The organism is Variovorax sp. SG517 (assembly GCF_013376045.1).
Classification (GTDB): Bacteria; Pseudomonadota; Gammaproteobacteria; order Burkholderiales; family Burkholderiaceae_C; genus Variovorax.
The window spans coordinates 114250-126950 of record NZ_JABMJG010000014.1 but is presented as its reverse complement, the minus strand read 5'-3'; the positions used below and the strand labels follow the sequence as shown (position 1 = coordinate 126950).

Annotated in this window: 11 protein-coding genes; 2 read left to right on the top strand and 9 right to left on the bottom strand. The window is 64.9% G+C overall.

All coding sequences use genetic code 11. The annotated features are described in order from the left end of the window. Positions 1-47: 47 nt before the first annotated feature. The 7 genes from FHT32_RS32060 to FHT32_RS32030 form a co-directional block, all read right to left on the bottom strand. On the bottom strand, positions 48-1055 hold the full coding sequence (locus FHT32_RS32060) for an ABC transporter ATP-binding protein (protein WP_176668585.1): 1008 nt from the start codon (positions 1053-1055) through the stop codon (positions 48-50). After that, complete coding sequence (locus FHT32_RS32055; RefSeq protein WP_176668584.1) at positions 1052-2122, bottom strand: ABC transporter ATP-binding protein; 1071 nt, start codon at positions 2120-2122, stop codon at positions 1052-1054. The genes FHT32_RS32060 and FHT32_RS32055 overlap by 4 nt, the downstream gene beginning before the upstream one ends. Positions 2123-2135: 13 nt before the next feature. Further along, positions 2136-3047 carry an ABC transporter permease gene (locus FHT32_RS32050; protein WP_176668583.1) on the bottom strand — a complete coding sequence of 304 codons (912 nt, stop codon included), beginning with the start codon at positions 3045-3047 and terminating at the stop codon, positions 2136-2138. 158 nt (positions 3048-3205) lie between these two features. Then, the gene (locus FHT32_RS32045; RefSeq protein ID WP_176668582.1) at positions 3206-4792 is read right to left on the bottom strand and encodes an ABC transporter substrate-binding protein; all 1587 of its coding nucleotides are present in this window, start codon (positions 4790-4792) and stop codon (positions 3206-3208) included. A gap of 31 nt (positions 4793-4823) precedes the next feature. Beyond that, positions 4824-6095 (bottom strand): M20 aminoacylase family protein, encoded by a 1272-nt coding sequence (locus FHT32_RS32040; protein WP_176668581.1) that lies wholly within the window; start codon positions 6093-6095, stop codon positions 4824-4826. A gap of 1 nt (position 6096) precedes the next feature. Continuing rightward, complete coding sequence (locus FHT32_RS32035; protein ID WP_176668580.1) at positions 6097-7077, bottom strand: ABC transporter permease; 981 nt, start codon at positions 7075-7077, stop codon at positions 6097-6099. A gap of 184 nt (positions 7078-7261) precedes the next feature. Continuing rightward, on the bottom strand, positions 7262-8527 hold the full coding sequence (locus FHT32_RS32030; protein ID WP_176668579.1) for a porin: 1266 nt from the start codon (positions 8525-8527) through the stop codon (positions 7262-7264). A 282-nt stretch (positions 8528-8809) separates the two neighbouring features. On the opposite strand from FHT32_RS32030, the gene coq7 reads away from it, so the two are divergent. After that, complete coding sequence (gene coq7 / locus FHT32_RS32025) at positions 8810-9439, top strand: 2-polyprenyl-3-methyl-6-methoxy-1,4-benzoquinone monooxygenase (protein WP_176668578.1); 630 nt, start codon at positions 8810-8812, stop codon at positions 9437-9439. Positions 9440-9449: 10 nt separating this feature from the next. Here the strand turns inward: coq7 and FHT32_RS32020 are convergent, their stop codons facing one another. Continuing rightward, the gene (locus tag FHT32_RS32020; protein ID WP_176668612.1) at positions 9450-9899 is read right to left on the bottom strand and encodes an OsmC family protein; all 450 of its coding nucleotides are present in this window, start codon (positions 9897-9899) and stop codon (positions 9450-9452) included. A gap of 272 nt (positions 9900-10171) precedes the next feature. Between FHT32_RS32020 and FHT32_RS32015 the strand changes: the two genes are divergently transcribed. Beyond that, positions 10172-11413, top strand: a complete 1242-nt coding sequence (locus FHT32_RS32015; RefSeq protein ID WP_176668611.1) for a porin — start codon at positions 10172-10174, stop codon at positions 11411-11413. 118 nt (positions 11414-11531) lie between these two features. On the opposite strand, the gene FHT32_RS32010 is transcribed toward FHT32_RS32015, so the two are convergent. After that, the gene (locus tag FHT32_RS32010) at positions 11532-12662 is read right to left on the bottom strand and encodes a hypothetical protein (RefSeq protein WP_176668577.1); all 1131 of its coding nucleotides are present in this window, start codon (positions 12660-12662) and stop codon (positions 11532-11534) included. Between the last annotated feature and the right edge of the window lie 39 nt (positions 12663-12701).

Below are 12701 nucleotides of genomic sequence, written 5' to 3'. Positions count from 1 at the left end.
GCGGTGCCTTTGCGCACACTTTTCGAGTGATCGGGCGAAGCCGCGCGCTAGATGCGCCCTTCTTCCACCGCATGGCAAGCCACCTGCACGCCCCCGATGCTCGACAGCTTCGGCCGCTCCGCCGAGCAGCGCGCATTCGCATGCGGACAGCGCGGATGGAAGGCGCAACCCGCCGGCGGGTTCAGCGGGTTCGGCACTTCACCCTGCACCGGGGTGCGGGAGCGGCCGGTCTGCTTCATCTGCGGAATGGCGTCCAGCAGCATGCGCGTGTAGGGATGGCGCGGCGTCGAGAACAGGTCCTGCTTGTCGGCCACCTCGACCAGCCGGCCCAGGTACATCACGCCGACCTGGTCGGCCACGTGGCGCACCACGGCGAGGTTGTGCGAGATGAAGAGGTAGGTCAGGCCCTGCTCGCGCTGCAGGTCCTTCATGATGTTGAGCACCTGCGCCTGCACGCTCACGTCGAGCGCGGAAGTGGGCTCGTCGCACACCAGGAACTCGGGCTGCGTGGCCAGGGCGCGCGCGATGGAGATGCGCTGGCGCTGGCCGCCGGAGAACTGGTGCGGGTACTTGCTCATGTCCAGCGGCGACAGGCCCACCGACTTCAGCAGCTCGCCCACGCGCTCGCGCAGCGCGGCCTTGTCTGTGAGGATGTCGTGCTCGCGCAGCGGCTCGCCGATGATGTCTTCCACGATCCAGCGCGGGTTGAGGCTCGCGTAGGGGTCCTGGAAGATCATCTGGATGCGGCGGCGCAGCTTGCGGCCTTCGGCGGTCTTGAAGGCGGCGTGCGCGTCCTGCCCGTCGAACTTCAGCCCGCCGCGCGTGGGCGCATAGAGGCCCACCAGCAGCCGCGCCACGGTGCTCTTGCCGCAGCCCGATTCGCCCACCAGCGCCAGCGTCTTGCCGCGCTCGATCGAAAAGCTCACGCCGTCCACCGCATGCAGCAGCACGCGCGGCTTGCGTTCGAGCACGCGGTTGAGCCAGGGCGGCGAGACGTCGAAGGTGCGCGCGAGGTCGTGGGCGACGACGAGAGGTTCGTTCACTACAGCGCTCATCGCGTCACCTCCACGATGTTTTCGGCCGCCTCGGGCGTGGCGCGCTCGCCGGCCGCCATCGCTTCGTGGTGCCTCGCGGCGATCTCGGCCTGGCCGACGTGCGGGTCGGCCGCGTCGTGCAGCCAGCAGGCGGCGCGCGTGGCGCCGGCGTGCATGAGCTCGGGCCGCTCGACCAGGCAGCGCGCGAAGGTGCGCGGGCAGCGCGGGTTGTAGGCGCAGCCGGCCGGGATGGCATTGAGCCGCGGCATCGCACCGTCGATCTGGTTGAGGCGCTCGCGGTCGCTGGTCATGTCGGGAATCGAGCCCATCAGGCCCGAGGTGTAGGGATGCGCCGGCTGGTGGATCACCTCGTGCACCGGGCCGATCTCGGCGATGCGGCCCGCATACATCACGGCCACGCGGTCGCAGGTCTCGGCGATCACGCCCATGTCGTGCGTGATCAGCATCACCGCCGCGCCGCGTTCCTTGCAGACCTGCTTGAGCAGCTGGATGATCTGCGCCTGGATCGACACGTCGAGCGCGGTGGTCGGCTCGTCGGCCACGATGAGCTTGGGCTCGGCCGCGAGCGCGAGCGCGATCACCACGCGCTGGCGCATGCCGCCGGAGAACTGGTGCGGGAAGTGGTCGATGCGCTGCTCGGCGGCCGGGATGCCGGTGTCCTGCAGCAGGCCGATGGCCCGCTTGCGCGCCTCGGCCTCGGTCACCGGCAGGTGCGCGCGGATGGTCTCCACCAGCTGGCGGCCCACGGTGTAGAGCGGGTTCAGCGAAGTAAGCGGGTCCTGGAAGATCGCGCCGATCTTGCGCCCGCGGATGGGCCGCATCGCATCGAAGCCGAGGTTGTCGATACGCTGGCCCTCCAGCAGGATCTCGCCGCCGGCCACGCGGCCCGGCGGCTCCAGCAGGCCGATGATGGCCGCGCCCGTGAGCGACTTGCCGGCGCCCGATTCGCCCACCACGCCCAGGATCTCCCCGGGCGCGATGTCGAAGGAAATGCGGTCCAGCGCGCGCAGCGTGCCGCGGCGGTGGGGAAACTCGACGACGAGGTCTTTGACTTGCAACAGGCTCATGGCGCTACCTCTCTCATCGCAGGCGGGGGTTGAGCGCGTCGCGCAGCCAGTCGCCCAGCAGGTTCACGCTGAGCGCGATCAGCACCAGCATCAGGCCGGGGAACACGGTGATCCACCATTCGCCCGAGAACAGGTACTGGTTGCCGATGCTGATGAGCGTGCCCAGCGAAGGCGAAGTGGGCGGCACGCCGACGCCGAGGAACGACAGCGTGGCCTCGGTGATGATGGCCGTCGCCACCTGGATCGTGGCGAGCACCGTCACCGGCCCCAGCACGTTGGGCAGCACGTGGCGCAGCATGATGCGCAGCGGCGCCACGCCGGTGACGCGCGCGGCCTGCACGTACTCCTTGCTGCGCTCCACCAGCGTGGAGCCGCGCACCGTGCGCGCGTACTGCACCCAGCCGGTCAGTGAGATGGAGATGATCAGCACGCCGAAGGCGAGCGACTCGTGCGCAGCGGGAAACAGCGCGCGGCCGACGCCGGCGATCAGCAGCGCGACCAGGATCGGCGGGAACGACAGCATCACGTCGCACACGCGCATGAGGAAGGAGTCGAGCCAGCCGCCGAAGAAGCCGGCCAGCAGGCCCAGCACCACGCCGACGGCCACCGACAGCACCACCGACACCAGGCCGACGATGAGCGAGATGCGCGCGCCGTAGATCACGGCCGAGAGGATGTCGCGGCCCTGGTCGTCGGTGCCCAGCAGATATTTGGAGGTGCCTTCGGCGCTCCATGCAGGCGGCAGCCGCGCGTCACCCAGTTCCAGGGAGGCCAGGTCGAAGGGGTTGTGAGGCGAGACCCAGCCGGCGAACACCGCGCAGAACACGCAGATCAGCGCAATGAACGCCGCGACGATCGCCACGGGCGAGTTGCGAAAGCTGTAGCCGACATCGCTGTCGAGCCAGCGGGCTAATGTTTTTTTCATCGCCGGGCCGCCCCAAGATGAAAAGCGGCCCCCTCGGGGGGCAGCGGACCTTGCGCAGCAAGGGAAGCGTGGGGGTTATTTCTCATCGTGAAGCAAAAAGGAATGGGCCCGCAAGAAGCGGGCCCATGGTCAGGCCGCCGTACGGGCGGCCCGCTGTCTTACGGCTTGATGCTCATCCACTTGAACGGCATGTAGTTGTCGGCCATCTGCGTGAGCGACACCTTCTTGCTCACACCCCAGGCCAGCGTCTGCTGGTGCAGCGGCAGGTGGCCCACGTCGGCGGTGTGGAGGTCGAAGGCTTCCTTGATCATCGCGTCGCGCTTGGACTTGTCGGTTTCCGACTGGATCTTCTTGGTCAGCTCGTCGACCTTCGGATTGCAGTACGCGCCCAGGTTGAACTGGCCGGCTCCGGTCTTGTCGTCGGGGCAGGCCATCAGCGCGGTCAGCGCGTTGTGCGAGTCGTAGGTGGTCGGGGTCCAGCCCAGCATGTAGAAGCTGGTGTCGCGGCGCAGCACCTTCGGGAAGTAGGTGCCCTTGGTCTCGGCCGCGAGGTTGATCTTGACGCCGATCTTCGCGAGGTTCGAGGCCACGCTCTGGCAGATCTGGCCGTCGTTGACGTAGCGGTCGTTCGGGCAGTTCATGGTGACTTCGAAGCCGTTCGGGTAGCCTGCGTCGGCCAGCAGCTTCTTGGCGCCTTCGACGTCCAGCGGCAGGCGCTTGTCCTGGGCTTCGGTCCAGCCGTTGATGCCGGGGCCGACCATCAGGCCCGTCGGGCGCGAGGCGCCGCGCATCACGGTGCGCTGGATGCCCACGATGTCGATGGCCTGGTAGAAGGCCTGGCGCACGCGCTTGTCCTTGAACGGGTTCTTGCCCTTCACGCTGGAGTAGAGCAGTTCGTCGCGCTTCTGGTCCATTCCCAGGAAGATGGTGCGCAGCTCGGGACCGGCGATGACACGGGCGGTGGGGCTGGCATTGACGCGCGCGATGTCCTGCACCGGCACGGGCTCCATCACGTCGACCTCGCCCGAGAGCAGCGCGGCGACGCGGGTGGCCGGGTTGGCGATCGGCGTGAAGATGATTTCCTGCGCGTTGCCTTCGATCTTGCCCCAGTAGGTCGGGTTGCGCGTGAACACGGTGCGCACGTTCGGCTGGCGTTCGCGCACGCGGTACGGACCGGTGCCGTTCGCCTTGAACGAGGCGGTGTTCTCGATGCCCTTGCGACGGTCCACGGGCGTGACGGCCTTGTTTTCCTCGCACCACTTCTTGCTCATGATCATGAGCTGCGTGATGACGTCGGGAAGAATGGGAAACGGCCCCTTGGTCTCGATCTCGATGGTGTGCGAGTCGACCTTGCGCACTTCCTTGATGTCGGTGGTGTTCGACTTCATGTCCGAGCCATCGCCCGAGGCGCGCGCGAAGCTGAAGAGAACGTCGTCGGCCGTGAACGGCGTGCCGTCGTGGAACTGCACGTTCTTGCGCAGTTCGAAGCGCCACACCGTGGGCGAGGTCTGCTTCCAGCTGGTGGCCAGCAGCGGCGCGACGCTCAGGTCCTTGTTGCGTCCGACCAGGGTTTCATAAACGTTGGCGGTGGTGCTCAGCTGCAGCGACTCGTTGAGCGAGTGCGGGTCCAGCGATAGCGCGTCCCCCTGGTTCGCGATGCGGATGGTCTGCGCGCCGGCGACCATGCTGAAGGCGCTCAGGGCGCACAAAACGGCGGCCGCAGCCACATTCTTCTTGAAACTCATGGGAACACTCCTCGGGTTGGAATCGAACAAATCACGTCGCCGCGGTGGCGGCTGCTTTCCCTGGCTGCGCACCGCGGGTAGCGGCAAGCGGCATGCCCTGCTCGATCAGGCCGGCATGCAGCGCGGCGCCTAGCGGCAGGATCTCGTCGTTGAAGTCGTAGCGGCTGTTGTGCAGGTAGGCGCCGTCGCGCACATCCTGGCCGATGCGCAGGTAGGCGCCAGCCTTCTTCTGCAGCATGAAGGAGAAATCTTCGGCGCCCATGCTGGGCTCCATGCTGCGCTCGACGTTGCGCGCGCCGACCAGCGACTCGGCCACGTCGGCCGCGAACATGGCCTCGGGCGAGGTGTTGATGGTGGCCGGGTAGATGCGCTCGTACTTGACGCTGGCGGTCGCGCCGAAGCCGGAGGCGATGGCCGCGCACAGCTCGTTCAGGCGCTGCTCGACCTGCGCCTGCACGCGCGAGCTGAAGGTACGCACGGTGCCGACCAGCGTCGCCTCTCCGGGCACCACGCTCATCGCGCCGAGGTCGCCGGCCTGCATCGCGCAGATGCTGATGACGGCGGCATCGATGGGGCGCACGTTGCGCGACACGATGGTCTGCGCCGCGGTGATGATGTGCGCCGCGACGATCACCGGGTCGATGGTCTGGTAGGCATGCGCGCCGTGGCCGCCCTTGCCCTTGATCTCGATGGTGATGCGGTCGGCCGCGGCCATCATCGCGCCGCGGTTGATGCCGACGGTGCCGGCCGGCATGGCGGGCCAGTTGTGCATGGCGTAGACGGCGTCGACCGGGAAGCGGTCGAAGAGGCCGTCCTCGATCATCACGCGCGCGCCGGCGAAGCCTTCCTCGCCGGGCTGGAAGATGAGCACTGCGGTGCCGTCGAAGTCGCGCGTCTCGGCGAGGTAGCGCGCGGCGCCGACCAGCATGGCCGTGTGGCCGTCGTGGCCGCAGCCGTGCATGAGGCCGTCGCAGGCGGAGCGCCAGCCGAAGTCGTTGTCCTCGCGCATGGGCAGGGCGTCCATGTCGGCGCGCAGGCCGATCATGCGGCCGCTGGCCGTCGAGCGGCCGCGGATGACGCCGACCACGCCGGTCTTGCCGATGCCTTCGTGGATCTCGTCGACGCCGCAGGCGCGCAGCGCTTCGCGCACGCGCCCGGAGGTGTAGACCTCCTCGAAGCCGAGTTCGGGGTGGGCGTGCAGGTCGCGGCGGAAGGCGGTGATCTCGGGGTAGAAGTTCGCGATGTGCGCGAACGCGCGGCCGGAGGCCTTCAGGCGCGGGACCATGGGCGTGGCTGCCGCCATGTCAGTGCCCTCCCGCCTTGCCGACGCGCAGGCGCGGATCGACCACGAAGTACAGCAGATCGACCACGAGGTTGATCACCACGAAGATCAGCGCGATGAGGCAGAGGTAGGCGGCCATCACCGGGATGTCGGCGAAGGTCACGGCCTGGATGAAGAGCAGGCCCATGCCGGGCCACTGGAACACCGACTCGGTGATGATGGCGAAGGCGATCAGGCCGCCGAGCTGCAGGCCGGTGATGGTCATCACGGGCACCAGCGTGTTCTTGAGCGCGTGGCCGAAATGGATGGCGCGGTTCGACAGGCCCCGTGCGCGCGCGAACTTGATGTAGTCGGTGCGCAGCACTTCCAGCATCTCGGCACGCACCAGCCGCATGATCAACGTGAGCTGGAAGATCGCCAGCGTCACCGCCGGGAGCACGATGTGCTGCCAGCCGTCGGCGCTGAAGAGGCCGCTGGTCCACCAGCCGAACTTCACCGTGTCGCCCCGGCCGAAGCTCGGGAACCAGCCCAGCGTGACCGCGAAGACCAGGATCAGCAGGATGCCGATGAGGAAAGTCGGCAGCGACACGCCGAGCAGCGACACCGTCATGAACACTTGGCTCATGAAGGTGCCGCGGCGCAGCGCGGTGTACACGCCCATCGGGATGCCGATGAAGAGCGCCAGCACGGCGGCGACCAGCGCGAGTTCGAGCGTGGCGGGGAAACGCTCGCCGATCAGGCGAGACACCTTCGCACCCTGTCGCAGGCTCAGCCCGAACTCGCCCTGCGCCGCATTCACGAGAAAGTGCCAGAACTGCACGAAGAAGGGTTGATCGAGCCCCAATGCGGCGCGCAGTTCGCGGATCTGCTCGGGCTTGGCGTCCTGGCCGAGAAGGAACACGACGGGGTCGCCGACGTATTGAAAAAGAAGGAAGGCGATGAACGCGACCGCGATCATCACGATCACGGCCTGGATCAGGCGGCGCAGTACGAAGGCAATCATTCAGCAAACAAAGTGAACGGGCATGCTAGCAGTGCAAGGTGCGTGCCCGCACGGGGGTTCCCCGGGGGTGCGCATCGTGGTTTCCCGAGGGAATCCGAGGAAGGTCCGGACGAAAAAAAGCCACTCGACTTGCGCCGAGTGGCTTTTGACTTTTTAACCGAAGCTGGCTTACGCCAGCGTCAGATTAGAAAGCGTGACGGATACCGAAGTCGTAGCCGGTGGAGCTCTTCGGGGTGAAGGCGCCAGCTGCGTTGTTGTAGAACGACGGGCCACCAACGGTCAGGCCAGCACCGTTCTTGTTGCTGACGCGAGCGATCGTTGCGTACAGAGCCGTGCGCTTCGACAGGTTGTGCACGTAGCCCAGAGCGATCTTGTTGGCCTTGGGATCAGGCGTGTTCACAGCGAACAGCGTGGCAGGCGTGTTCAGGTCGTACTTGACGTGCGACCACGAAGCGCGGATCAGGCCAGCGCCGACCGGCACGGTCACGCCGAGCAGGTAGCCGGTCAGATCGATGTCAGGACGGCCGCCCAGGAGAGGCGTCACTTCGTAGTCGATCTTGTTCTTGGCCTTCGACAGTTCACCGAACAGCTTCACGGGACCGAAGTCATACGAAGCGCCCAGGTTCAGGGTGTTGACCTTGGTGGTCGTACCAGCGTAGTAGTTGTCGCCGATCGTGCTGCTGCCGTAAGCCAGGGCAACGTCCAGAGGACCGTTTGCGTAGCCGAAACGGCCACCGACGTAACGGCCTTGGCGCGAGTTGTTGGCAACGTCAGGCGTGTAGATGCCCGAGCTGTACTTGGTCTTCTCGCTGAGGCCGTACTGGAACTGGCCATAGAAGCCACCCAGGTTCGGCGGCAGGAAGTAGCCGACCGTGTTGCTGGCGCGAACGTAGTTGCTCGTACCGACATTGGGCACGCCAGGAACGGCGGTCGGAGCCGTACCGAGGAAGTTGTTGAAACCGTCGTTCGCCGTGTTGATCAGGTTGGAACCAACGCCGTTGGTGCCGAACGGGTCGAACACGGTGTCGTTCCAGAACGTCGGGGTGTAGTCACGACCCAGGCGCAGTTCACCGAAACCACCCGACAGGCTCACGGTCGAGCGACGAGCGAACGTCGAAATGCCGCGCTGGCCGTCGTCGTTGCTGATCGGGGCTTCGAGCCAGAAGCTGGCTGCCAGACCGCCACCCAGGTCTTCCGTACCACGGAAGCCGATACGGCTCGAGTTGTAACCCGAGTTGGCCAGTTCACGACGGCTGGTCTTGACCGAACCTTGGTTCAGGTAGACGGGGATGCCGAAAGCATTGGGGAACACGGTCGCGCGGTTGTCGCGGGCGGTGCTCGAGTAGCCGCTGATCGACGCGTCGACCACACCAAACAGCGTGACGGACGACTGAGCCGAGGCAACACCGGCAACAGCCAGGGCAGCCAGAGCAACTAGAGATTTTTTCATTGCAAGTTTCTCCAAGGTTAAACATAGGGCTCCGGTGCGAAGGGCTCACCGTGACTGGCACTTTTGTGCTCCCACCGGACCCCGGGCCAACCTCCTTTTGGGAAGTTGATGCTATTGCACCAGAGCCGCTGCGGCAGGGCAAAACAAATCGCCCGAAATCTTGGATGGCCCGCGCGTTTCGTTGCACGCCTGCAACAAAGGACTTATGACCTCGGATACACCGCATTATGAAAAATGATGAGCCCGTGACAGGGCATTTCCTATGTGCGTTCAAATAGCCCCATGACGCTCATGATCGACTCAGTTCTGACCGCGGCAGACTCGGCGTTGCGCACGCTTTTCGCCCGCCCCCACGCTACCCGCGCAACTCCAGTCCCCTCCCAGGCAACGGGCGAGTTGAGCGAGGCCGAACGCCGGGAAGCCGGGGCACTGATGCGCGTGAACCACGTCGGCGAAGTCTGCGCCCAGGCGCTTTACACGGCCCAGGCGGCTGTGGCACGCGACCCAGGGTTACGCGCTCACTTCATCGAGGCGGCACACGAAGAAACCGATCACCTGGCATGGACCCGGCAACGGCTCGATGAATTGGGCGCCCGCCCGTCGATCCTGAATCCGCTCTGGTACGCAGGTGCTTTCGGCCTCGGCCTGGTGGCGGGCCGACTGGGAGATCCGCTGAGCCTGGGGTTCGTCGCGGAGACCGAACGCCAGGTGGAGGCTCACCTGGACAGCCACCTCGACCGCCTGCCGCCCGGAGACAGCGCCTCGAGGGCGGTGGTCGAACAAATGAAGCTCGACGAGGCTCGCCATGCGTCGCAGGCGGTCGATGCCGGCGCGGCGGAACTCCCGGCGCCGGCCAAGGCGATGATGCGGGTGGCGTCCCGCGTGATGACCACGCTGGCGCACCGCATCTAGGCTGAGTGGCTCAGGTTTCGATCAGGTCGAAACTGGTGGTGATCTCGGCCGTCTTCGCCAGCATGATGCTGGCGGAGCAGTAGGTTTCGTGGCTCAGGGCAATCGCGCGCTCCACGGCCGAAGCCGGAATTCCCTTGCCCGCCACGGTGAAATGCATGTGGATCTTCGTGAAGACCTTGGGGTCCTTCTCCGCGCGCTCGCTGGTCAGTTTGACGCTGCAGCGCTCGACGCGGTGCCGCCCGCGCTTCAGGATCAGCACGACGTCATAGGCGGTGCACCCGCCCGTACCGGCCAGCACAGTCTCCATCGGCCTTGCCGCTAGGTTCTGGCCGCCATTCTCGGGTTTGGCGGCATCCGGGGCGCCATCCATCATCACGACGTGGCCGCTGCCGGTCTCGGCAACGAAGCCCATGGCCGATCGGGTACCTGTGTCTCCGGTCCAACTTACTGTGCATTCCATGGTTTTTCGGGCTTCCAGGTGGGGGATGCCGGGCAAAATGCACGCGAGCATCCATTTATGTGTGGGAAAAGCATCACTTGCTTGTTGCAACGCAACAAACAGTCGATATACTTTATTTCATTGCGCAAACGTATGCGCGGCAAGTTGTCTCCTCCACCCTTCCAATTGGTGGATTTAGCCCCGAGCTGCAAGGCTCGGGGCTTTTTTCTGCCCGAATCACTCCCGGCCGGCCCGGAAACCACTCTAGTTTTCTCGCCTGAAGGGCAGTTGCTCTGGCTGCCCTGGCTGTTGCCGGTGTTGCCTCGGCTCAGTCGTCCGTCACGCTGTTCGGTGTGGTCGACGCGTCGATCAGCGGCTACTCGTCCAGCTCGCGCGATCTGAAGCCCACCGTCCTGGCAAACAGCTTCGGCGCTCCCCTCCATACGAATCAGGGCAGCGTCAAGGTCAGCCGCAAGGCGCTGGCCAACTCCGGCTACAACACCCGCCGGCTGGGTTTCCGCGGCACCGAGGATCTGGGCGGCGGCCTGGCCGCCAGCTTCTGGCTCGAAGCCCCCGTCACCGCTGACGACGGCTCCACCGGCGTTGCGAGCTTCGTCCGTCGCTCGACCGTGAGCCTGTCGGGTGGCTTCGGCGAACTGCGCATCGGCCGCGACTACACCCCGACGTTCTGGAACGACACCGTGTTCGATCCATTCGGTACGAACGGCGTCGGCGCCAATCTGATCAACACGGCCAACGGCTTCAATGCAGAAACCTATGGCGCCAAGGACACCGGCGGCTTCGGCGGCAACCAGAACTACTTCCGCGCCAGCAACTCGATCGGCTATTTCCTGCCCCCGAACCTGGGTGGTTTCTATGGCCAAGTGATGTATGCGTTCCACGAGAACGACAAGTACAGCAACGGCAGATTCACCCCGAACGACAGCAGCACCTCGAAGAGCCGCGCAGGCCGCTACATCGGCGGTCGCTTCGGCTACGCGAACGGCCCGCTGGACGTGGCAGTGTCCTATGGCAACAGCACGGTTGCCGACCAGTACTACGCAGGCACCACCGATTCGGTGAAGACGTTCAACCTGGGCGCTTCGTACGACTTCGGCCCGGTAAAGCTGTTCGGTGAACTGTCGCGCGCCAAGAACTCGCGCGACTATGAAATCACGCCCCTCTCCGGAGCCCGCCCCGACGTGGATCTGAACGGCTACCTGCTCGGCGTGACCGTGCCTGTCGGCGCTGGCCTGATCCGCGCTTCGTACTCGCAAGTCAAGTACGACCGCAACCTGCCGTTCGACTTCTACAACCCGGCTAACAACAGGGACCCGAAGGCCAACAAGCTGGCTCTGGGCTACGTGCACAACCTGTCGAAGCGTACCGCTCTGTACGCCACGATCGCTCGCGTCAGCAACAAGAACGGCGCAGCGCTGACGGTGGGCGGCCCGGGTTTCTACAAGGCGTCGGAAGGCGTGTTCACGCCGAAGACCTCCACCGGCTACGACTTCGGCATTCGCCACGCGTTCTGATAGTCCAGCCTTTCAAGCTTTCTGTTTGACTTCGATGCTGGCTCCCGCCAGTTCGACGCGGCAACAAAGCCTCAAGTCGCCCGGCCCATGCCGGGCGGCTTTTTGCTTTTTCCGCCCTTCAGCTCACCCGGCTGCGCCGGCTCTGCAGCAATCCCACATTCATTTCTCCGCTCAACACCGAAGCGTAGAAACGCTCGACCATGTTGACGCTCGTGCGCGCATTGCGCGCCAAGGTCAGCATGTCGATACCTTGACCATACAGAAGCCGCAGCGTGATTGCGGTATGGCGCAGGCAGTACAGCGTCCTCGATTGACCCAGCGGTCCCTTTTCGAGACCGGCCTTCTCGAGCACCCAGTGGAAGAAGAAGTTGAGCACCGCGTGCTCGCGCTCGCGGTTCTTCAGCTGCGGCATGAATACGTAGTCTTCCGCCCCACCGTATCCGTGCTTTTCACGATAGGCGAGCAGGCATTCGTAGACCCGCACGGCGGGACACAGGCTCACGATGGGCTGGCTGTGCCGCTTGGTCTCCGGCAGGTTCATCCGCAGATAGACGTGCTTGCCGCGCACGACCTCGATGTGCTTGTGCTTCATGAACTTGATGTCGCTCGGACGCACGAAGGTGTTGACCATCCATCGGACAAGCCAAGGCAGTTCGTCCGGCATCACAAGCAGTTCGCGCGCGATCCAGAAGCGCTCCCCCGCCCCGAGCTGATCGAGTACCGGGTGCGAATGCCCGCGCAGGCTGCGCGCGGTCCTGATGATTGCGCGGTATTCGGCAACGCTGAAGCCGCCTCGTGGCTGGCTGCGTACCTTGACTTTCGGAAACGCAGGCGCATCGCGAAGCACACCGATGTGCACGCCATGCATCACGACCTTGCGCAACAGCACCAGGTACTGAGCAATGGTCGTGCTCGTGAAGCCTTGTTCTCCGAGGTGATCGATCAGGCGCTGCGCGTCCGCGGTTGCAAAGGACTGCGCCGGCACATCACCGAGCAACGGAACGATGTGCGCACGCAATCTGTTGCCCATCACCTGCCACGTCGCACGCCCAATTTCCTTTCGCTGAACGCGCGCGGCCTCCGCTTGCATCAGTTTCTTCGAAAGATCACTGACAGAAATTGATAACAGATTCTGCTCATTTGTAAATTGATCTGCGGTCGGATGAATCGCGGGATAGGTGCGTCCAAAAAATCCCGAATCATTTGCAGCTGGGGCTTTGCTGAAGAGGTTTATGACATTTGTGTCCATGTCATATCTCGCATGCAATCTCGATGCCTCTTATCATCG